General features: G+C 73.2%; 19 protein-coding genes. 10 read left to right on the forward strand and 9 right to left on the reverse strand.

Annotation, left to right across the window (positions count from 1 at the left end):
• Positions 1-40: 40 nt before the first annotated feature.
• A complete protein-coding gene (locus tag IF04_RS0109755) occupies positions 41-706 on the reverse strand; it encodes a PAS domain-containing protein (RefSeq protein WP_051830975.1) in 666 nt (221 codons plus the stop codon).
• 198 nt (positions 707-904) lie between these two features.
• Here IF04_RS0109755 and IF04_RS0109760 point away from each other — a divergent pair, with 198 nt between their 5' ends.
• Positions 905-4,072: a cytochrome P450 gene (locus IF04_RS0109760; protein WP_030253572.1), complete on the forward strand. Its 3,168-nt coding sequence runs from the start codon at positions 905-907 to the stop codon at positions 4,070-4,072.
• Between the two features lie 237 nt (positions 4,073-4,309).
• Positions 4,310-5,500: an FAD-dependent monooxygenase gene (locus IF04_RS0109765; protein ID WP_030253575.1), complete on the forward strand. Its 1,191-nt coding sequence runs from the start codon at positions 4,310-4,312 to the stop codon at positions 5,498-5,500.
• A 13-nt stretch (positions 5,501-5,513) separates the two neighbouring features.
• On the opposite strand, the gene IF04_RS0109770 is transcribed toward IF04_RS0109765, so the two are convergent.
• Positions 5,514-6,020: a DUF2165 domain-containing protein gene (locus IF04_RS0109770; protein ID WP_030253577.1), complete on the reverse strand. Its 507-nt coding sequence runs from the start codon at positions 6,018-6,020 to the stop codon at positions 5,514-5,516.
• Positions 6,021-6,155: 135 nt separating this feature from the next.
• On the opposite strand from IF04_RS0109770, the gene IF04_RS0109775 reads away from it, so the two are divergent.
• From IF04_RS0109775 to IF04_RS0109785, 3 genes are all read left to right on the forward strand, one after another.
• Positions 6,156-7,214, forward strand: a complete 1,059-nt coding sequence (locus tag IF04_RS0109775) for a phosphatidylinositol-specific phospholipase C domain-containing protein (RefSeq protein ID WP_030253579.1) — start codon at positions 6,156-6,158, stop codon at positions 7,212-7,214.
• A 115-nt stretch (positions 7,215-7,329) separates the two neighbouring features.
• A complete protein-coding gene (locus tag IF04_RS0109780) occupies positions 7,330-7,878 on the forward strand; it encodes a DoxX family protein (RefSeq protein WP_030253581.1) in 549 nt (182 codons plus the stop codon).
• 18 nt (positions 7,879-7,896) lie between these two features.
• Positions 7,897-8,400, forward strand: coding sequence for a VOC family protein (locus tag IF04_RS0109785; protein ID WP_030253583.1), 504 nt, complete (start codon positions 7,897-7,899; stop codon positions 8,398-8,400).
• A gap of 4 nt (positions 8,401-8,404) precedes the next feature.
• Here the strand turns inward: IF04_RS0109785 and IF04_RS0109790 are convergent, their stop codons facing one another.
• Positions 8,405-9,169, reverse strand: a complete 765-nt coding sequence (locus IF04_RS0109790; protein WP_037958876.1) for a bestrophin-like domain — start codon at positions 9,167-9,169, stop codon at positions 8,405-8,407.
• Here IF04_RS0109790 and IF04_RS38650 point away from each other — a divergent pair.
• Together IF04_RS38650 and IF04_RS0109805 are read left to right on the forward strand one after the other, a co-directional pair.
• On the forward strand, positions 9,168-9,662 hold the full coding sequence (locus IF04_RS38650) for a hypothetical protein (RefSeq protein WP_157847633.1): 495 nt from the start codon (positions 9,168-9,170) through the stop codon (positions 9,660-9,662). The two genes, IF04_RS0109790 and IF04_RS38650, sit on opposite strands and share 2 nt — an antisense overlap.
• A 188-nt stretch (positions 9,663-9,850) precedes the next feature.
• A complete protein-coding gene (locus IF04_RS0109805) occupies positions 9,851-11,128 on the forward strand; it encodes a cytochrome P450 (protein WP_169746122.1) in 1,278 nt (425 codons plus the stop codon).
• 46 nt (positions 11,129-11,174) lie between these two features.
• Here the strand turns inward: IF04_RS0109805 and egtD are convergent, their stop codons facing one another.
• From egtD to IF04_RS0109830, 5 genes are all read right to left on the reverse strand, one after another.
• Entirely contained in the window at positions 11,175-12,137 is a 963-nt protein-coding gene (egtD, locus tag IF04_RS0109810) for an L-histidine N(alpha)-methyltransferase (protein ID WP_030253589.1), read from the reverse strand.
• Positions 12,134-12,895, reverse strand: a complete 762-nt coding sequence (egtC, locus tag IF04_RS0109815; RefSeq protein ID WP_030253591.1) for an ergothioneine biosynthesis protein EgtC — start codon at positions 12,893-12,895, stop codon at positions 12,134-12,136. The genes egtD and egtC overlap by 4 nt, the downstream gene beginning before the upstream one ends.
• A 31-nt stretch (positions 12,896-12,926) precedes the next feature.
• Positions 12,927-14,243, reverse strand: coding sequence for an ergothioneine biosynthesis protein EgtB (gene egtB / locus IF04_RS0109820; RefSeq protein ID WP_030253597.1), 1,317 nt, complete (start codon positions 14,241-14,243; stop codon positions 12,927-12,929).
• Positions 14,240-15,604 (reverse strand): ergothioneine biosynthesis glutamate--cysteine ligase EgtA, encoded by a 1,365-nt coding sequence (gene egtA / locus IF04_RS0109825; RefSeq protein WP_078600078.1) that lies wholly within the window; start codon positions 15,602-15,604, stop codon positions 14,240-14,242. Before egtA ends, egtB begins: the two co-directional genes overlap by 4 nt.
• Before the next feature lie 168 nt (positions 15,605-15,772).
• Positions 15,773-16,984: a pyridoxal phosphate-dependent aminotransferase gene (locus IF04_RS0109830; protein WP_030253601.1), complete on the reverse strand. Its 1,212-nt coding sequence runs from the start codon at positions 16,982-16,984 to the stop codon at positions 15,773-15,775.
• Between the two features lie 110 nt (positions 16,985-17,094).
• On the opposite strand from IF04_RS0109830, the gene IF04_RS0109835 reads away from it, so the two are divergent.
• A complete protein-coding gene (locus IF04_RS0109835) occupies positions 17,095-17,778 on the forward strand; it encodes a winged helix-turn-helix transcriptional regulator (RefSeq protein ID WP_211259782.1) in 684 nt (227 codons plus the stop codon).
• 3 nt (positions 17,779-17,781) lie between these two features.
• Positions 17,782-18,264 carry a phosphatase domain-containing protein gene (locus IF04_RS0109840; RefSeq protein WP_030253606.1) on the forward strand — a complete coding sequence of 161 codons (483 nt, stop codon included), beginning with the start codon at positions 17,782-17,784 and terminating at the stop codon, positions 18,262-18,264.
• 13 nt (positions 18,265-18,277) lie between these two features.
• Here the strand turns inward: IF04_RS0109840 and IF04_RS0109845 are convergent, their stop codons facing one another.
• On the reverse strand, positions 18,278-18,871 hold the full coding sequence (locus IF04_RS0109845; protein WP_030253608.1) for a helix-turn-helix domain-containing protein: 594 nt from the start codon (positions 18,869-18,871) through the stop codon (positions 18,278-18,280).
• A gap of 113 nt (positions 18,872-18,984) precedes the next feature.
• Between IF04_RS0109845 and IF04_RS0109850 the strand changes: the two genes are divergently transcribed.
• Positions 18,985-19,620, forward strand: coding sequence for an SAM-dependent methyltransferase (locus IF04_RS0109850; RefSeq protein WP_030253611.1), 636 nt, complete (start codon positions 18,985-18,987; stop codon positions 19,618-19,620).
• The last annotated feature ends 102 nt before the right edge of the window (positions 19,621-19,722 follow it).

The raw sequence follows: 19,722 nt of genomic DNA on the forward strand, positions 1-19,722 counted from the left end.
ATCGGTACCGGATGCGGAGGCCGTGCCGACGTACAGGCGCTCAGGCGTCCCGGTCCTCGGCCGGTGCCGGGGGCCAGGCCGTGGGGGAGAGGAGGCCGAGGGTGTAGGCGCGGGCGACCAGGGCGGTGCGGTTGGGGACGCGGAAGCGGCGGGTCAGGCGGGTGAGGTGGTAGTTGACGCCGTCGACGGTGAGGCCGAGGTCCTTGCCGATGGCGGCCGTGGTGGCGCCGCCGGCGGCGAGGGCGAGGATGCGGGACTCCACGGGGCTGACCTCGGCGGCGGGCGGCGGCGCCGGGCGGTCCTCGTGGACGCGGAGGATGGCGAGCAGGGCCGGCGGCTCGGCGGAGGGGTCGCCGACCGGATCCAGGGTCAGCATCCCCTCGTACTCGGGTCCGTCCGCGCCCTCGCGCCAGCGGACCTCGACGGGGTAGCGGGAGCGGCGGCCCGTCCGTACGGCCTCGACGAGCCGGCCGACCTGCGAGATCGCGCGGGGGCTGAAGTGGTCCAGGAGGTTGCGGCCGCGCAGCTGGCCGCGAGTGGTGCCCCACACCGCGGCCATCGCCGGATTCGCGATCAGTATCTCGCCGTCGGCGCGGCACACCGCGACCGGCAGGGGCATCCGGTCCAGCAGGATCAGGAAGTAGTTGTGCCAGGGCGTGGCGGCCGGGCCGGGCACGCCCGGATGCGCGAAGAGGTCGTCACCCATCGGCCGGGGGCACCCGTCCTTCCGTCTCGTACGTCCCTGTGCGTCCATCGGTTCCGCTCCGTCCGGCGGACCGCGCGGGCCGCCGTACCGCGAAGATCATCTTTCCGCCGGTCCGCAAGACCCGCGCGCAAGAAATCACTGCACAATCATGCAGTTACCGCGGGGAGCGCGGCACACCGGGCCGGTCACTGTGGAGTCATGAGCGATACGCAGCTGCAGAGCGCCGACACGGTCACCCTCGGCGACGACGGCATCCCCGTGGTGGACATCACGGCCGCCGGCCTCTCCCGTACCCCTCTCCAGCGGGCCATGGGCCTGGCGCGCGAGCACGGCCCGATCTTCCGGCGCCGGCTGCACGGCCGGGACGCCACCTTCGTCACCTCCCTGGAGCTGGTGACCGAGCTCGCCGACGAGACCCGCTTCGAGAAGGCCGTCGGCCCGGCCCTGGAGAACGTACGGGAGTTCGCCGCCGACGGGCTCTTCACCGCCTACAACGACGAGCCGAACTGGGCCAAGGCGCACGACATCCTCATGCCCGCCTTCGCGCTGGGCTCGATGCGCACCTACCACCCGGCCATGCTCGCGGTCGCCCGCCGGCTGATGGGGAGCTGGGACCGCCGGATCGCCGACGGCGCGCCCGTGGACGTGCCGGACGACATGACCCGGATGACCCTGGACACCATCGGACTCGCCGGATTCGGCTTCGACTTCGAGTCCTTCGGGCGCGAGACGCCGCACCCCTTCGTGGACGCGATGGTGCGCTGCCTGGAGTGGAGCATGACGCGGCTGGCCCGTAAGCCGGGCGTGGACTACACCGAGCGCGACGAGGCGTTCCGCGCCGACGCCGACTACCTCGCGTCGGTGGTGGACGACGTCATCAGCGCGCGTACGGCCTCCGGTGACACCTCCGCCGACGACCTGCTGGGCCTGATGCTCGGCGCGCCGCACCCGGAGGACGGCACGACCCTGGACCCGGCCAACATCCGCAACCAGGTCATCACCTTCCTGATCGCCGGTCACGAGACCACTTCGGGCGCGCTCTCCTTCGCCCTGTACCACCTGCTCAAGGACCCGGTCGCGCTGCGGCTCGCGCGCCGCGAGGCCGACGAGCTGTTCGGTGACGCGGCCGACCCCGACCCGTCCTTCGAGGACATCGGGAAGCTGGCCTTCACCCGCCAGGTGCTGAACGAGGCGCTGCGGCTGTGGCCCACCGCGGCCGCGTTCAGCCGGCAGGCGAAGGCGGACACGACGCTCGGCGGCCGGTACCCGGTCAAGGCCGGGCAGATCTTCACCGTCCTCACCCCGATGCTGCACCGCGACCCGGTCTGGGGCGACAACCCTGAGCTGTTCGACCCGGCGCGCTTCGCACCCGAGGCGGAGGCGGCCCGCTCCCCGCACGCGTACAAGCCCTTCGGTACCGGTGAACGTGCCTGCATCGGGCGGCAGTTCGCGCTGCACGAGGCGACGATGCTGCTGGCACTCCTCGTGCACCGCTACCGCTTCGAGGACCACGGCGACTACGCGCTGACCGTCAAGGAGACGCTGACGCTGAAGCCGGACGGGTTCACCGTGCGGCTCGCCGAGCGCACCGCCGCCCACCGCGCGGCCGACCGGGCGGCGCTCGCCGTGCTCCCCGGCACCGGTACCGCGGACGAGGCGCCCGCCGCCGACGACGGGCTGCCCTCCCGGGTGACGCAGGGCACCGGGCTGCTGCTCCTGCACGGCACCAACTACGGCACCTGCAAGGACTTCGCCGAGCGGCTGGCCGACGAGGCGACCGGGCTCGGCTGCGCCGCCGAGGTCGCGCCGCTGGACGCGTACACGGGCGGACTGCCCACGGACCGCCCCACGGTCCTCGTCGCGGCCTCCTACAACGGCCGCCCGACCGACGACGCGGCGGCCTTCATGGCCTGGCTGGAGGACGCGCCCGAGGGTGCCGCCGCAGGCGTCCCGTACGCCGTCCTCGGTGTCGGCGACCGCAACTGGGCCGCCACCTACCAGCGCGTCCCCACCCTCCTCGACGACCGGCTGGCGGAGCTCGGCGGCGACCGGCTGCTGCCGCGCGCCGCGGCCGACGCCTCCGGTGACATGGCAGGCACGGTCAAGGACTTCACCGCCGCCCTCCGTACGGAGCTGCTGACCCGGTACGGCGACCCCGCCAGCATCGGCGCCACCGCGTCGCCCGATGCGGGCGTGTGCACCGTCACCGAGATCACCGGCGGCCCCCTGGACGCGCTCGCCGCCCGCCACGGCCTCACCGAGATGACCGTGACCGAGGCGTACGACCTCACCGCCGAGGACTACCCCCGCAAGAAGCGGTTCCTGCGGCTCGCCCTCCCCGAGGGCGTCACCTACCGCACCGCCGACCACCTGAGCGTGCTGCCCGCCAACAGCCCCGAGCGGGTCACCCGCGCCGCGCAGGCGCTCGGCGTGGACCCGGCGACGGTGCTCAGCATCCGCCAGCCGGGCGCGGGCCGCGACGCGCTCCCCGTCGACCGCCCGCTGACCGTCCACGCGCTGCTCACCCACCACTTGGAGCTGAACGCCCGGCCGACCGCGGAACAGCGCGCGCTGCTCGCCGCGCACAACCCGTGCCCGCCCGAGCGCGCGGCCCTCGAAGCGCCCGGCGAGGACGACACCCGTACGACGCTGGAGCTGATCGAGGCGTACCCGGCGCTGCGCGGCGCGCTGCCCTGGCCGGTCGTCCTGGAGCTGCTGCCCCCGATGCGGACCCGGCACTACTCCGTCTCGTCCTCCCCGGCTCTGGACGGTCGGCACGCGGACCTGATGGTCTCGCTGCTGCCCGGCGGCACCGGTTCGAGCCATCTGCACACCCTGAAGGCCGGTGACACGGTGCTCGCCCGCGTCCAGCCCTGCCGGGACGCCTTCCGCATCGATCCGGCCGACGACACCCCGGTGATCATGGTGGCGGCCGGCACCGGCCTGGCGCCCTTCCGCGGCGCCGTCGCCGACCGCACGGCGGTCGCCGGACCGCTCGCCCCGGCGCTGCTCTTCTTCGGCTGCGACGCGCCCGACGCGGACTTCCTGCACGCCGACGAGCTGCGCGCGGCGGAGGCGGCCGGCGCCGTCGGCGTACGCCCCGCCTTCAGCGAACAGTCCGAGGACGGCCGCCGGTTCGTCCAGCACCGCATCGCCGCCGACGGCGAAGAGGTCTGGCGGCTGCTGGAGTCGGGCGCCCGGGTGTACGTCTGCGGCGACGGCAGCCGGATGGCACCGGGCGTCCGCGAGGCATTCCGGGAGCTGTACGTACGCCACGGCGGCGGCACGCCCGAGGACGCCGAGACCTGGCTCACCGGGCTGACCACCGAGGGCCGCTACATCGAGGATGTGTACGCGGCGAGTTGACCCGCCCCGGGGGCGCGGGGGCGGCCGACGACGGCGGGGACCGGCATCCGTACGACGACAAGTACGATCGTGCGGACGACATGCCGGTTCCCGCTCTGGCCCCGGCGCTCCCGGCGCGCCAAGGTGGACCCGTGCGACGGGTGCTGCTCCCTCGGACACAGGCGCCGAGGGAGCAGCACCCGCTGCCGGGGCGCGGTCACGCGCCCCTGGAGACCGGCCGTCCGACCTTGGAGCGTCATGACCAACGCCCTGATCATCGGCGGTGGCATCGCGGGAGCGGTGACCGCGATGGCCCTGCAGAAAGCCGGCATCGAATCGGAGGTCTACGAGGCGTACGCGAGCGGCGCCGACGACGTCGGGGCCTTCCTCGTCCTCTTCGAGAACGGAGTGTCGGCGCTGCGCGTCATCGACGCAGACCGGCCCGTCATCGAGAACTCCTTCCCCGCCGGTCGGGTGGAGTTCCTCAGCAACACCGGGAAGCGGCTGGGCGAGCGCCCGATGGCCGGAACAGGGGAGCAGGACGCCGAGGCGCCGGACGGCCCCGGTCCCCGCACGATGCGCCGGGCCACGCTCTACCGGGTCCTGCACGACGAGGCGACCCGCCGCGGCATCGCCGTCCAGCACGGGAAGCGGCTGGTGGCCGCCGAGACCGTGGAGAACGGCCGGATCGTCGCCACCTTCTCCGACGGCACCCGCGCCGAGGGCGACCTGCTGATCGGCGCCGACGGCATCCACTCCGTCACCCGCAAGCTCATCGACCCGGCCGCGGCCCGGCCCCGGTACACCGGCCAGAACACCGTCTGCGGCTACACCCGGGACGCCAAGAACCCGCCCGAACACGGCACGTACAGCATGATCTTCGGCAAGAAGGCGTTCTTCGGGTGCACCCGCGCCCCCGACGGCGAGACCTGGTGGTTCGCCAACGCGCCAGGCCCCGAGCTCTCCCGCGACGATCTGGCCGCCTCCACGGCCGACCAGTGGCGGCACCGGCTCGGCGCGCTCTTCGAGGAGGACAACTCCCCGGCCGCCGACATCATCCGGTCCACCGGCGAGACCATCGTGGGCTCCAACTCCTATGACATCGCCGCCACTCCGCGCTGGTACACCGACACCATGGTGATCATCGGGGACGCCGCGCACGCCGCGGCACCGAATGCCGCCCAGGGCGCCTCGATGGCCATCGAGGACGCCATCGTGCTGGCCAAGTCGCTGCGCGACCAGTCCGACAACCGCCGCGCCTTTCGCGCATACGAGGAACTCCGCCGCGCGCGCGTGGAGAAGGTCGTCGAGGCCAGCGCCAACATGGCCCGCCGCACGGCGCTGGGCCCCGTCCGCCGCGTCTTCCGCGACACCGTGCTCCCGCACCGCGTCGCCCGTAGCGAGGCCGGCGCCGCCAACTGGCTGACGTCGTACCGGATCGAGTGGTGACGCGGCCGGTCCGTCAGTCCGTGGCGGACCGGCCCGCCGGGGACAGTTGGACGACGAGCAGGGCGATCCCCGCGAGCAGGACGTTGCGGGTGGCGGCGTCCAGGCCGTTCCAGTCCTCGGACTGCCACATCGCGAACCACTCGCCGCCGATCGCGAGGAAGCCGGCCCCGAAGAGCAGCAGGACCATCAGGAGGCCGAGGGTGGCGAGCCGGCGGGCCCGGTCCCGGCGCAGGGTCCACAGCACGGTGGCCACGACGAGTACGGCAGCGGCGGCCGTCTCCCAGGCGATGATCGCGATGTAGGCGGCGTCCTGGAGCGGGCGCGAGGTGATGGCCCGCCACATCAGGTCGGGGTCCTTGAAGGTGGTGTCCATCGCCAGGACGTGCTGGACGAACGCGCGATTGGTGTCGAAGTCGGTGATGTTGCCGAAGGCGACGAGCGCCATGTACAGCGCGACCGTGGCCGTGAGGAGCCCCGGAGCGAGATGCGATACCGCCACTGCCCGTCTGCCGCCGACCATGTCAGCCTCCACCCCGAGTGTCTGCTGTTTTGTCGTGCCCAGGACGACATCGTAGGGGTACCGGGACGGTCTGTCCGCCCCTCAAGTCCCGTACGCTGCCCGCTGATCGACTGACCAACGAGAAAGCAGGGGCACATGGGCAGGCAGCGGCGTGCGGGGGCCATGGCGGCGGGTGTGGCGGGAGTGGCATTGGCGGTGGGGGTGGTGGCCTGGCCGGCGGGCGCCGGGACACCGGCCGCGGCGGGCACGACGTACGACACGACCACGGCGGTGGGCGTGCACAACGCGTACGAGAAGGCGAAGTTCCCCTACTTCGCCGACGCGCTGGACTCCGGCGCCGGCCTGCTGGAGCTGGACGTGTGGACCAACGGGCTGGGGAAGTCCTGGCGGGTCTCGCACGGCAATCCGCTCGGCAACGACAACAACTGCGAGAACGCCGCCACCCCCGCCGAGCTGCGCACCAAGCCCCGCAACCAGGACCTCGGCGGGTGCCTGGCCGACCTGCGGGCCTGGCACGAGGCGCACCCGGGCCACCGGCCCGTGCTGCTGAAGATGGAGCTGAAGGACGGCTTCAACGACAAGGGGGGCCGCGGCCCGGACGAGTTCGACGCGCTGGTGCGCGACAGGCTGGGGGATGCGGTCTTCGGGCCCGGCGACCTGATCGGGGACCACGCGACGCTGGACGAGGCGGTACGCGCCGACGGCTGGCCGGAGCGGTCGGCGCTGGCCGGCAAGTTCCTGATCGAGCTGATACCGGGCACGGTCGAGGAGGGGAACCCGGCCGACAAGCTGTGGACCGACCGCGAGTACGCCACCCATCTGCGCACCCTCGCGGGCGCATCCGGCCAGGGGCGGCTGGACACCGCCACCGCCTTCCCCGCCGTGCACGGCGCCGAGCCCGGCGACCCCCGCTCCCGCTACACCGATCCGGCGCTGCGCCCCTGGTTCGTGGTCTTCGACGGCGATGCCACCGCGTACGCGGGCGGCATCGACACCGGCTGGTACGACACCCGGCACTACCTCGTGATCATGACCGACGCGCACAAGGTGGCCCCGGCCATCGACGGTACGAAGCCGACGGAGCAGGAGGCCCGGGACCGGGTGGCGCTGCTGGCCAAGAAGCACGCCAGCGTGCTCACCGCCGACTGGTACCCGCTGCCGCAGGTGCTGGGCGAGGTGGTGCCACGCGGCTGACACGCGGCGCCGGGGGTGGTTGTACAGGTTTCAAGCACTGTGTAGGGTGAGATCCGAGACTTGAACTTTCAAGTACTCCTCATAGGTCCCGTCCGACACAGGAGAGAGCAGTCGCATGACCACCCCCACCGGCACGATCGCCCCCTCCCGCGACGTGGCGCCGGCGCGCGCCGAGTCGCCCACCGCCCGCCACCTGGGCCTGCTGCTCCTGCGGCTCGCCGTCGGCCTCACCATGGCGGCGCACGGCTCGCAGAAGCTCTTCGGCTGGTTCGGCGGCCCCGGCCTGGACGGCACCGGTCAGTTCTTCACCATGAGCGGCTACCCCTCCGGGAAGGCCATGGCCGTGGTCGCGGGTCTCACCGAGACCTTCGGCGGCCTCGGCCTCGCGCTCGGCCTGCTCACCCCGCTCGCCGGCGCCGCCGTGCTCGGCACGATGGTCAACGCGCTCGCCGTGAAGTGGGGCGGCGGCTTCTTCGCACCGAAGGGCATCGAGTACGAGCTGCTGCTCACCGTGGCCGCCGCCGCGCTCACCCTCACCGGCCCCGGCCGCTGGGCCGTCGACCGCCTGCTGCCCGGCCTGCGCCGCGAGCGCGCGGCCTACGGCGTCGCCGCCGTCGCCCTCGGTGTGATCGTGGCCTTCGTCGTCCTGCTGCTCCGCAAGTGACCTCGTAGGGAGGCACCCATGTCCGTACGCCGCCTCAACCACGCGGTCCTCTACGTACGCGAGCTGTCGCGCTCCGTCGCGTTCTACACCGACGTCCTCGGCTTCTCCGTGGACACCGAGATCCCCGGCCGGGCCGCGTTCCTGCGCGCCGAGGCCACTCAGAACGACCACGACCTCGGCCTTTTCGCCCTCGGCGACCAGGCCCCGGGCCCCGAGCACGGGCGGGCGGGCCTCTACCACCTCGCCTGGGAGGTCGGCACCCTCGGCGAGCTGGCCGAGACCGCCGGACGGCTGCGGGCCGCCGGCGCGCTTGTCGGCGCCAGCGACCACCTCGTCTCCAAGTCCCTGTACGCCAAGGACCCGGACGGCATCGAGTTCGAGGTGATGTGGCGGGTGCCGCGCGAGGACTGGCCGGGCCCCGAGGAGGGCGGCGCCCAGGTCCTCCCGCTCGACCTGGAGGACGCGCTGCGCCGCTGGGGCCCCGACCTGGCGACCGGAGCCGCCGCGGGCTCCGCCACCTGAGGGGTCAGCTCCGCCCCGGGGGCAGCAGATCCTTCAAGGGCTGGATCGCGTCAGTACTGCGCAGCCACGGATCGTCGAAGTCCCACACCAGGAAGAGCAGGAAGGCGATCAGGGCGGTGAAGACCCCCGCCATCAGCAGTTCCCGTCCTGACCGCCGGATCTGCAGCGTGAACATCAGGCCGACCGTGACCACGGCCCCCGCGAGCAGGCCGAACCACACCACCGGCGGCATGGTCGGCCCGGCGCTCAGTCCGCGGGCCGACCGGGCGCCGTCCGCCACCGCGACCTGGTCCACCAGCGGCTGGTAGCTCTGGTTCTGGAAGTCGTTGCGCGGGTGGTAGTCGGACACGTCGGCGCGCACCTTCAGTAGCAGCGCGTCCCCGCGCGGCGTCAGCTCGCCCTTCTCGGTCATCACCGGCCACTCCTTGTGCACGACGTGCGTGACGTAGGCGTCCACGTCGGCCCGGATCCGGTCGCGCACCGGCTCCGGATACGCCCGCGCCCGCGCGCTCACCTCGTGCAGCGCCTGCGCCTCCGTACGGACCGTGTCCTCCGCCGCGCTGCGTGCCTCCCACACGCCCGCGATGGCCAGGCCCAGCACGATCGCGTAGACCACCCCGACCATCATCGTCATGTACTCCATGACGTCCGGCGTCTCGCTCGGGTCGTCCTCCTCCTCGTCGATCCGCCGCTGGTTCAGCACGGTGACGAGCAGGACGACACCGCACGTCGCAGCCATGGCGATGGCCAGCACGAGCCAGTCCGGCATGAGAAACCTCCAGAGAGAAGTGGTGGGGGAGCGGGCCCGTGCTCAGGAGCGGCTGCCGCCGGATCCGGACGAGGGACGGGGGCGCAGCGCGGCGGCGGCCAGCACGGCCGGAGCGGTGAGCAGCAGCATGTTGGTGACCAGCGAGCGGCCGCCCTCCGGTGGCCGGCTGCTGATCGCGTACGACCGGGGTGTCAGGCGCGGCGACGGCTTCGGCTTCGGCGCTTCGGAGGTCGGAGGCGGTTCCGAAGGTGGCTTCGGCGCGGGCGGCGGCTTCGGCGCGGGCGGTGGTGGCGCGGGTGGGGGCGCGGGCGGTGTGGTGACCGGCGCGGGCTCCGGGGGTGCGGGCCGCGGCGGTGGTGGCGGGGCGGGCTCCGGAGGTGGCGGCTTCGGCGCGGGTGGTCGGGGCGTCGGCGACGTACAGGGCCAGCGCCAGTCGTCGGGCAGTCCCGGCATCCTGGTCGGGGTCGACACCGGCGGCTTCGTCCCGGCGTAGGAACAGTTGTCGCCGTGCGCGGCCGCCGACGGCGCCCAGCCCACCCCTGCCACGAACGCGGCGGCCGCCAGGGCCAGTCCAGCGCGATGCGATCGGTACACGCCGAGAGGCTGCGCAACCCCGCGCGCCATCAAGCGTCCCGTACGGGTGATTCCCCTGATAGTGGGGATTACCGTACGGTCGGGTGCGTGACGGCTGCCGAGGTGTTCACGCCCCAGACCTACGCCACCGGCGTCCCCTACGCGCTCTTCCGCGAACTGCGTCTGACCAGCCCCGTTTGCTGGATCGAGGAGCCGGCGGTGGCCGGCTGGCCGGCCGGCCCCGGGTACTGGGCGGTGCTGCGGCACGCGGATGTGAAGCATGTGCTGCGTAGCCCAGAGGTGTTCTCCTCGTACGCGGGTGCGACGCAGATCCGGGACCCCGACAGCGCACGGGACCTGGAGTTCGTCCGCGCGATGATGCTGAACCAGGACCCGCCGGACCATTCCCGCATCCGCAAGGTCGTCGCCGCGGCCTTCACCCCGCGCGCCGTACGGGAGTTGGAGGCGGTCATCGACGCCCGCGCCGCCGAGCTCGTGGGGCAGGTCGCCGAGGCGGGCGCGGCGGACTTCGTCGAGGTCGCAGCCGACCTGCCGGTCTGGACGCTGGCGCACGTCATGGGCGTACCGGACGAGGACCGGCGGCTGCTCTTCGACTGGTCGAGCCGCGTCATCGGCTACCAGGACAGCGAGTACGCGCAGTTGAGCACGGCCGACCCCGCGACGCTGAGCCCCATGGGGCGGGCCGCGCTGGACCGCCGTCCGCGTACCCTGGTCCGCCCGGACGGCCGCCCGGTGAACCCGCGCTCCCGTGAAGCGCTCGCCGACATGTTCGCGTACGCCCACGCGCTCGCCGAACAGCCGCGGCCCGGCACGGTGATGGCCCACATGCGGGAAGGCGGCCTGACGCGCGAGGAGTTCGAGAACATGTTCTTCCTCTTCGCGGTGGCCGGGAACGAAACGCTGCGCAACGGCATTCCGGGCGGGCTGTACTCGCTGCTGTGCCATCGGGAGCAGTTCGAACGGCTCCAGAGGGAGCGGGAGTTGATCCCCTCGGCCGTCGAGGAGATGCTGCGCTACTGGCCGCCGGTGATGGACTTCCGGCGCACCGCCGTACGCGACGTGGAGCTGGGCGGCCGGCGCATCCGTGCGGGCGAGAAGGTCGTGGTCTACCACGCCTCCGCCAACCGCGACGAGACGGTCTTCGCCGACCCCGACCGCTTCGACATCACGCGCAGCCCGAACGACCACGTCAGCTTCGGCTTCGGACCGCACTTCTGCCTCGGCTCGCACCTCGCCCGGGTACAGATGCGGGCCGTGCTGCGGCACGTGCTGGACCGGCTGCCCGGCCTCGAACTCGCCGGGGAGCCGGCCCGACTGGTCTCCAACTTTCAGAACGGGCTCAAGCACCTGCCTGTACGGGCCTGAGAGCGCCTGCGGGAGGCGCTACCGCCCGCGGGTGCCTGCGGCGGCGCTAGCGCCGTACGGCGAGCGACAGCGCGAAACGCGCCGTGCCGTCCGTCCACCAGTCGCGCAACTCCATCCCCGCGGCGTCCAGTTCCGCACGCACGCCCTCCTTGCGGAACTTCGCGGAGACCTCCGTGCGTACCTCCTCGCCCGCCCCGAAGTGCACCGCGAGGTCCAGCGCCGGGATCTTCACGGTCTGCTCCTTCAGGGACCGCAGCCGCATCTCGATCCACTCCCGCTCGGCGTCCCACACCGCGCGGTGCGCGAACTGCGCCGGGTCGAAGTCGGCGGCCAGCTCACGGTTGATGACGGCGAGCACGTTCTTGTTGAACTCCGCGGTGACGCCCTTGCTGTCGTCGTACGCGGCCAGCAGCGTCCGCTCGTCCTTGACCAGGTCCGTGCCGAGCAGCAGCGCGTCGCCGGGCTCCAGAAGGTCGCGTACGGAGTGCAGGAAGCCGGTCCGCTCGGCGGGGAGCAGGTTGCCGATCGTGCCCCCGAGGAAGGCCAGCAGCCGGGGCCCGGGCGTGTCGGGCAGTTGCAGGCCGCCCTGGAAGTCGGCGACCAGCGCGTGCACGGTGAGCCCCGGATGTTCGGCGAGCAGCGCCTCGCCCGCCGCGGCCAGCGCGCTCTCGCTGACGTCGACGGGCACGTAGGTGTGCAGCCGGCTGAGCGCGTCCAGCAGGTGCCGGGTCTTCTCCGAGGAGCCGGAGCCCAGCTCGACCAGGGTGCGGGCCCCGGTGGCGGTGGCGATCTGCCCGGCGCGGGCCAGCAGGATCTCCCGCTCGGCGCGGGTCGGGTAGTACTCGGGCAGCGCGGTGATGTCCTCGAAGAGGTCGCTGCCCCGGGCGTCGTAGAACCACTTCGGCGGCAGGGTCTTGGGGCTGCTGGTCAGGCCCTGGGCCACGTCGGTACGGAGGGCGGCGGCGGTGGCGTCGGGGGGCAGCGTACGAGTGATGGCGAGGGGACTCACGCGACGGGCTCCTTGAGCGGGGTGAGCAGGACATCGGTACGGGTGGCGGCCAGCAGCGTGCGGTCGGGGACCTCGGTCCAGTCGGCTTCGTCGTCGGAGGGTTCGGAGGCGACCAGCATGCCGGGCGCGCGGCCCGGCAGCGGGCGGTGGAAGAGCGTGTCGCCCCAGGTGGTGGCGGTGATCGTGGCGCCGTCGGTGAGCAGCAGGTTGAGCCGGGAGCCGGGGGCCGCGGCGGCCACCTCGGTCACCGTCTCGGACAGCGCCTCGGAGGCGTCGGCACCCTGCTCCAGGCGGTGCTTCACCAGCGCCCAGAGGAACGCGGCGTCGCAGCGCGCCTCCAGGCCGAGCAGCGCCTCGGAGGGCAGCCCGGCGGCCAGGGCGCCGAGCGAGCCGGGCCAGCCGCTGACCGCGCCGTTGTGGCTGAAGAGCCACCGGCCGCCGGCGAACGGCGCCGCCGCGGCCTCGCCGTCCGGGCAGGCGAGGGTGGCGTCCCGTACGGCGGCCAGCACGGCGCCGCTGCGGACGACCCGGGCGAGGTCGGGCAGGCAGGCGTCCGCCCAGATGGGCCCCGCGCGGCGGTAGCGGGCCGGCACAGGGTCGCCGGGCGCGTACCAGCCGACGCCGAAGCCGTCCGCGTTGACCGTGCCGTACTTCTGGCGGCGCGGCGCCCAGGACTGCCGGTACAGGCTGTGCTCGGGCGCGGTGAGGACGTCGCCGAGCGGGACGTCGGGGCCGAGGTAGGCGAGGTGACGGCACATCAGGCGGGCCTCCGAGCCCGGTGCGGGGCCCTCACACGTCCTCCGGGCCCGCGTCGCGGGCCGTGCGGAAGCCGGCGAAGATCTGCCGGCGGACCGGCAGGTCCCAGTTGCGGAACGTGCCGCGGCAGGCCACCGGGTCCACCGCGAACGACCCGCCGCGCAGCACCTTGTACGCGCTGCCGAAGAACACCTCGGAGTACTCGCGGTAGGGGAACGCCTGGAAGCCCGGATACGGCAGGAAGTCCCCGGAGGTCCACTCCCACACATCCCCGATGAGCTGCCGGACGCCCAGCGGCGACTGGCCCTCGGGGTAGCTGCCCACGGGCGCGGGACGCAGATGGCGCTGGCCCAGATTGGCGTGCTCGGGGCCGGGGTCCTCGTCGCCCCACGGATAGCGGCGGCTGCGCCCGGTACGCGGGTCCCAGCGGGCGGCCTTCTCCCACTCGGCCTCCGAGGGCAGCCGGCGCCCGGCCCAGCGCGCGTACGCGTCCGCCTCGTACCAGCTCACATGGAGAACCGGTTCTTCAGGAGCGACCGGCTCGGTGACACCGAAGCTGCGGCGGACCCATCCGCTGCCCTCCCGCCGCCAGAACAGCGGTGCTTCCAGGTTGTGCTCGCACACCATCCGCCAGCCCTCGGGGGCCCACCAGCGCGACTCCCGATAGCCGCCGTCCTCGATGAACCACTGATACGCGGCGTTGCTCACCGGCATCGTGTCGATCCGGAAGGCGGGCAGCAGCCGGTGGTGCGCGGGGCGTTCGTTGTCCAGCGCCCACGGCTCCCGGGAGGTGCCCATCGTGAAGTGGCCGCCCGGCACCAGCACCTCGGGGCCCACCGTCCCGTCCGCGGTGTCCGGAGGCGGGGGAGCGGTCAGCGCGGCCGGACCGCGCCGCAGCTGGTGGGTGATGAGCATCGTCTCGTCGTGCTGCTGCTCGTGCTGCGCGACCATGCCGAACGCGAACGCCTGCTCCACCAGCCGGTCGCCCCGCAGCGGGGCCTTCTCCAGGACGTCCAGCACCCGGCCGCGCACTTCGTCGACGTAGCTGTGCGCCTCGGCGGGGGCCAACAGAGGCAGCGAGGGCCGCTCGGCCCGGGGGTGCTCGAACGCGTCGTACACCGAGTCGATCTCCGGGCGCAGCGCCTCCAGCCCGCCGACCGCCCGCATCAGCCACTGCTCCTCCTGGTTGCCTATGTGGGCGAGGTCCCACACCAGGGGCGACATCAGGGGCGAGTGCTGGGCGGTCAGGTCGGGCTCGTCGACACACGTGGTCAGCGCCTGCGTACGGGTGCGGGCGGCGAGCAGCGCCGACGCCGCGCGGTCCCGGAGCTTTTCGGGATCGTGGATCACTGGCTGTCCTTCCCTGGGATGCGCTCGACGGTGCGGGCGTACTCCGCGGCGAGTGCCGCTTCCTGGGCATCGGCGGCGCGCCGGGCCGCCGGGCTCTCCGTGGGCGCGGAGGCGTACTCGGGCGCCGCGTACGCCGCGTCCAGGAGGTCGTCGGCCGGGCAGCGGCCCTGCGCCACATAACGCTCGGTGAACTCCTCGACGGCGGCGAGCACGTCGGGGCCTGCGCCGAGCCGGGGCAGCGCCGCACGGGCGGCCGCGAAGCAGGCCGTCGCGGCGGCGGCCAGCTCGGGGTCGGTCAGGCCGTGCCGGGCGGCGCGCCGCCACAAGGGGTTGCGCGGCGCGGGGCGGTCGCCCGCGGTCTCGGCGAGCGGCTTGACGGCGCGGTACGCGGTCTCGGCGGCCTCGGGGTCGTCGAACAGGGCCGCGGTCACGGCGAGCGGCACGATCCAGCCGTCGCCCGGCTGTGCGTCGATCATGCGCAGTTCCAGGTGGCCGCGCGGCCGGACCGGCGGGAAGAGCGTGGTGACGTGGTAGTCGAAGTCCTCCGCAGTGGGCGCCCTCGGTGCTTTGGTGCGCGTCCAGTCGCGGAAGGACAGCCCTTCGGGCGCGTCCCAGGGCCCGTCCGCAGTGCGCAGGCACATCACGGGCGCGTCCAGCGCGTACGCCGCCCAGGCCGTGCGCGGATCGGGGCCGTCGGCGGGGGCGAGGGTGCGGGCCGGGTCGAGCTGGGTCCAGATGGCCTGGCGGGTGGAGCGGTAGCCCGTCGGGCACCCTTCGCTGGTGGGGGAGTTGGCGAAGGCCGCGGCGAGCACGGCCCCGAGGAGGTGGGCCAGCAGCCAGCGCCGGCCGTGCCCGAGCGGCCCCGGCTCCTCGTAACCGGCGTCCAGGCAGACCTGTACGGAGGCGGTGCCGCACATCATGGACCGCCCGGCCTGCCCCCAGCGGTCGAAGTACGCCTCCATCGCGTCGTAGCGGGGCTCGTCGAGGATGCGGTGCGGTGGGTGCCAGGGGTTGTGGCCGTGGCCCGCCAGGCTCAGGTCCATGGCACGCAGCGCGGTGCGTACCAGTGCCAGGTCCGCCGAGACGGCCGTGACGCAGTCCGTGAGGGAGGCGGCGGGGAGCGAGCTGAGCTCCAGCTGCCCGCCCGGCTCGAAGGTCAGGAGGGACCGCAGGGGGAGCGCGCGCAGGGCGGTCATCGCGCTGCGGGCGCGCTCGCGCGGCAGGGGACATCGGGGGTTGCGCGCGTCGTGGACGAGATACTCGATCTCGACCCCGATGCGCCGCGGGGGCCCGGTCTTGAAGCAGATGCCGTGCAGGTGGGCTGCCAGCTCCTCTTCCGTGACCGCGCGCTGTACGGGCATGGACTTCCACTCCCTCCGTGTCCTGCCGGACGGCCGGACGCAGGCTCCCACCTAAGCGGGTGCGAGCGGCGCACTCAAGGGCGCATCAGCGCCCGGCAGAGCACGCGCCGCGCACGGTCCGCGGGGCGACGCGCCGGAGCACGACGGCGCGCCCGCACGCGGAGTCTCTCACTGCCGATACCCCGCCAGGAAGCGTCCGATGCGGCTGATGGCGGCGTCGAGGTCGTCGGCGTACGGGAGTGTCAGGATACGGAAGTGATCAGGGCGCGGCCAGTTGAAGCCGGTGCCCTGCACCACCTGGATCTTCTCCCGCAGCAGGAGGTCCAGCACGAACTTCTCGTCGTCGTGGATCTTGTGCACCGCCGGGTCCAGGCGCGGGAAGGCGTAGATCGCGCCCTTGGGCTTCACGCACGACACGCCCGGGATCTCGTTCAGGCGTTCCCATGCCCGGTCGCGCTGCTCGCGCAGCCGACCGCCCGGGAGCACCAGGTCGTTGATCGACTGGCGGCCGCCGAGCGCCGCCTGAATGGCGTACTGCGCCGGGGCGTTCGGGCACAGCCGCATGGAGGCCAGCGTGCCGAGCCCCTCCAGGTAGTCGGCCGCGTGCTGCGTGGGCCCGGAGACCACCAGCCAGCCGGACCGGAAGCCGGCCACGCGGTACGCCTTGGAGAGCCCGCTGAAGGTGAGGCAGACCAGGTCGGGGGCGAGCACCGCGGCGTTGTGGTGCACCTCGCCGTCGTACAGGATCCGGTCGTAGATCTCGTCCGCGAAGACCATCAGGCCGTGCCGCCGTGCCAGGTCGAGCATGCCTTCCAGCAGCTCGCGCGGGTAGACGGCGCCCGTCGGGTTGTTGGGGTTGATGATGACCATCGCCCGCGTCCGGTCGGTGATCTTCGCGGCCATGTCGTCCAGGTCCGGCAGCCAGTCGGCGGCCTCGTCGCACACGTAGTGCACCGCCTTGCCGCCCGCCAGCGTCGTCACCGCGGTCCACAGCGGGAAGTCCGGGGCGGGGATCAGCACCTCGTCGCCGTCGTCCAGCAGTGCCTGGACCGCCATCGAGACCAGCTCCGAGACGCCGTTGCCCAGGTAGACGTCGTCCACGCCGACCTCGGTGAGGCCGAGCGACTGGTAGTGCTGCGCGACGGCCCGGCGCGCCGAGAGGATGCCGCGGGACTCGGTGTACCCGTGCGCCCGCGACAGGTTGCGCACCATGTCCTGCAGGATCTCCTCGGGCGCCTCGAAGCCGAAGAGCGCGGGATTCCCGGTGTTCAGCCGCAGCACGCTGTGCCCGGCCTCCTCCAGCGCGTCGGCGTGCTCGATCACCGGCCCGCGGATCTCGTAACAGACGTCGGCCATCTTGCTCGACTGCTTGAACTCCATGCGGCGGCCTCCCGGTTACCTCGCTCGCCGCGGCGCGGCGCATCCGTGGTTCTCCTTGGTTTTACCAAGCGCGAACTTGGAAAGTCCAACCTCTTGTCTATGCTGGGATCATGCCGCGCCGAAGTTATGACCAGTACTGCGCCGTCGCCCGCGCCCTCGACTCCGTGGGCGACCGCTGGACCCTGCTGATCGTCCGGGAGCTGCTGGCCGGGGCCCGGCGCTACACGGACCTGCACGCCGACCTGCCGGGCGTCAGCACGGACATGCTCGCGGGCCGCCTGAAGGACATGGAGCGCGACGGCCTGGCCGCCCGACGCAGACTCGACCCGCCCGCCGCCGCGTTCGTCTACGAACTGACCCCGCGCGGCCGCGCCCTGCTCCCCGTCCTCACCGCACTGGCCGAGTGGGGCGCGGCGGACCTCGGCGCGCCGCGGCCGACCGACGCGGTCCGGGCCCACTGGTTCGCCGTGCCGCTCATGCCCCGGCTCGCCCGGTACTTCACGACGCAACGGCCGCAGGGCGCCCCTGTGCGGGTCGTGGAGATCCGCCTGGACGAGGGGACGTTCCACGTCACGCTGGGCGCGGAGACGGGCGCTCAGGCGGATTGCGGCTACGCGGACGGCCCCGCCCCGGCGCCGGACGCCGTACTGGAGCTGGACGCGGCGGCCTGTACCGAGGTGATCTACGATCGGCTCTCACTCGCCCACGGCATCGGCACCGGCCGCATCCGGGTGACGGCCGGCGACGGGCCGGCCGGCGTCCCGGCGGCGACCGCACGCACAGCGACGGGATGACACATGGCTAAGGCACCGCTGGCGGTCTTCGACCTGGACAACACCCTGGCGGGCACGGCGCACCGGCAGCACTTCCTGGAGCAGCGGCCGCGCGACTGGGACGGTTTCTTCGCCGCGGCCCCCGACGACCCGCCGCTCCCCGAAGGCATCGCGCTGGCCCTGGAGAGCGCGGCGGAGTGCGAGATCGTGTACCTGACCGGGCGGCCCGAGCGGTGCCGCGCCGACACCCTGGAGTGGCTGGCCCGGCACGGCCTCCCCGAGGGCCGCGTCTGGATGCGCCCCTCCGGTGACCGCCGCCCGGCCCGCCACACCAAGCTCGAACTGCTGCGCAAACTGGCCCGCGGCCGCGAGGTCCGCGTCGTCGTGGACGACGACGAGCTGGTCTGCGACGCGGTCCAAGCTGCCGGCTTCCCCGTCGTGCGGGCCGGCTGGGCCGCCCACTCCGCCGCCCTGAAGGACGCCCAGGAGCGCGAGGGCCGCACCTGAAGGAGCGCGCCGGTCAGGCGTGACCCGTGGGCCGCGCCCGTACGTGCACGCGCTCGCCCTGAGGGCCGAACAGACAGAGGTACTCCACCGGTTCGGGACCCGCGCTCGCGAAGCTGTGCGGCGTACGCGTGTCGAACTCGGCGGCCTCGCCCGCGCCGAGCACGAGGTCGTGCTCGCCCAGCGCCAGCCGCAGCCGGCCGGAGAGCACGTAGAGCCATTCGTAGCCCTCGTGGGTGCGCTGTTCGGGGAGCGGGGCGTCGGGCCGCCCCGGGGGCAGGATCAGCTTGTAGGCGTGCAGACCGCCGAGGTGGCGGGTGAGCGGCACGAAGGTGTGGCCGTTCCGGACGACCGGGCGCGGGTGGATACGGGGGTCGCCGGTGGGCGGCGCGCCGACCAGCTCGTCCAGCGGGACGCCGTACGCCTTGGCCAGCGGCAGCAGCAGCTCAAGGGTGGGCCTGCGCTGCCCGGACTCCAGCCGGGAGAGCGTGCTGACGGAGATGCCGGTGGTCTCGCTCAGCGCGGTCAGGGTCGTGCCGCGGTCCCGGCGCAGCGCGCGGAGCCGGGGGCCGACGGCGGTGAGCACGCCGGCGAGATCGTCGTCTGCCATGTCTGCCATGTCTTCATTTGCCGTTTCGGCAATAAAGTTTGTCAAGCGGGCGGCGCGGTCCGACCATCGGCGGACAAGCAGCGAGCAGCCGCAACGAAGGAGCGTGTGTCCCGATGACCGATACGCAGATCTCTGACGAGGAGTTCTGGAACGCCCGGTACGCCGAGAGCGACCGGATCTGGAGCGGCAAGCCCAATGCGGCACTGGTCCGGGAGGTCGCGGACCTGACCCCGGGCCGGGCCCTGGACCTGGGCTGCGGGGAAGGCGGCGACGCGATCTGGCTGGCCGGGCAGGGCTGGCGGGTCACCGCCGTCGACGTCTCCCAGGTGGCGCTGGACCGGGCCGCCGGGCACGCGGTGACGGAAGGCGTCGCGGACCGCATCGACTGGCAGCGCCACACCCTGGGCGAGACCTTCCCCGAGGGCACCTTCGACCTGGTCTCCTCCCACTTCCTGCACACCCTCGGCGAGCTGCCGCGGGAAGAGGTCCTGCGGACCGCCGCCGGCGCGGTGGCGCCGGGCGGGGTGCTCCTCGTGGTCGGCCACTCCGGGCCGCCCCCGTGGGAGCCCGACGCGCACCCCGATGTCCACCTCCCCGTAGCGCGCGAGGTCCTGGCGGACCTGCGGCTGACCGAGGGGGAGTGGGAGGTGCTCGTCTGCGAGGAGCACGAGCGCACCCAGACCGCCCCGGACGGGCGGCAGATGATCCGGACCGACAACACGGTGAAGGTCCGCCGCCTCACCGGCTGACCGCCGCACACGATTGCCTCTCCGGTACCTGTTCCCTCACGGATACCGACCGCTTAGTATGCCGATGGCATCGAGGTCACCCACGTCGTGAGGGGAAGCTCA

The sequence above is a fragment of the Streptomyces violens genome, from assembly GCF_000717745.1.
GTDB classification, from domain to species: Bacteria; Actinomycetota; Actinomycetes; order Streptomycetales; family Streptomycetaceae; genus Streptomyces; species Streptomyces violens.

Excerpts from the sequence above, each read along its gene's own strand:
- IF04_RS0109830 (WP_030253601.1), bottom strand. The coding sequence starts at position 16,984 with ATGGAGTTCAAGCAGTCGAGCAAGATGGCCGACGTCTGTTACGAGATC.
- IF04_RS0109850 (WP_030253611.1), top strand. The coding sequence starts at position 18,985 with ATGACCGATACGCAGATCTCTGACGAGGAGTTCTGGAACGCCCGGTAC.
- IF04_RS0109760 (WP_030253572.1), top strand. The coding sequence starts at position 905 with ATGAGCGATACGCAGCTGCAGAGCGCCGACACGGTCACCCTCGGCGAC.
- IF04_RS38650 (WP_157847633.1), top strand. The coding sequence starts at position 9,168 with ATGAGAAACCTCCAGAGAGAAGTGGTGGGGGAGCGGGCCCGTGCTCAG.
- IF04_RS0109780 (WP_030253581.1), top strand. The coding sequence starts at position 7,330 with ATGACCACCCCCACCGGCACGATCGCCCCCTCCCGCGACGTGGCGCCG.
- IF04_RS0109770 (WP_030253577.1), bottom strand. The coding sequence starts at position 6,020 with ATGGTCGGCGGCAGACGGGCAGTGGCGGTATCGCATCTCGCTCCGGGG.
- IF04_RS0109775 (WP_030253579.1), top strand. The coding sequence starts at position 6,156 with ATGGGCAGGCAGCGGCGTGCGGGGGCCATGGCGGCGGGTGTGGCGGGA.
- egtA (WP_078600078.1), bottom strand. The coding sequence starts at position 15,604 with ATGCCCGTACAGCGCGCGGTCACGGAAGAGGAGCTGGCAGCCCACCTG.
- IF04_RS0109790 (WP_037958876.1), bottom strand. The coding sequence starts at position 9,169 with ATGCCGGACTGGCTCGTGCTGGCCATCGCCATGGCTGCGACGTGCGGT.
- IF04_RS0109755 (WP_051830975.1), bottom strand. The coding sequence starts at position 706 with ATGGGTGACGACCTCTTCGCGCATCCGGGCGTGCCCGGCCCGGCCGCC.
- IF04_RS0109785 (WP_030253583.1), top strand. The coding sequence starts at position 7,897 with ATGTCCGTACGCCGCCTCAACCACGCGGTCCTCTACGTACGCGAGCTG.
- IF04_RS0109765 (WP_030253575.1), top strand. The coding sequence starts at position 4,310 with ATGACCAACGCCCTGATCATCGGCGGTGGCATCGCGGGAGCGGTGACC.
- IF04_RS0109840 (WP_030253606.1), top strand. The coding sequence starts at position 17,782 with ATGGCTAAGGCACCGCTGGCGGTCTTCGACCTGGACAACACCCTGGCG.
- IF04_RS0109835 (WP_211259782.1), top strand. The coding sequence starts at position 17,095 with ATGCCGCGCCGAAGTTATGACCAGTACTGCGCCGTCGCCCGCGCCCTC.
- egtC (WP_030253591.1), bottom strand. The coding sequence starts at position 12,895 with ATGTGCCGTCACCTCGCCTACCTCGGCCCCGACGTCCCGCTCGGCGAC.
- IF04_RS0109845 (WP_030253608.1), bottom strand. The coding sequence starts at position 18,871 with ATGGCAGACGACGATCTCGCCGGCGTGCTCACCGCCGTCGGCCCCCGG.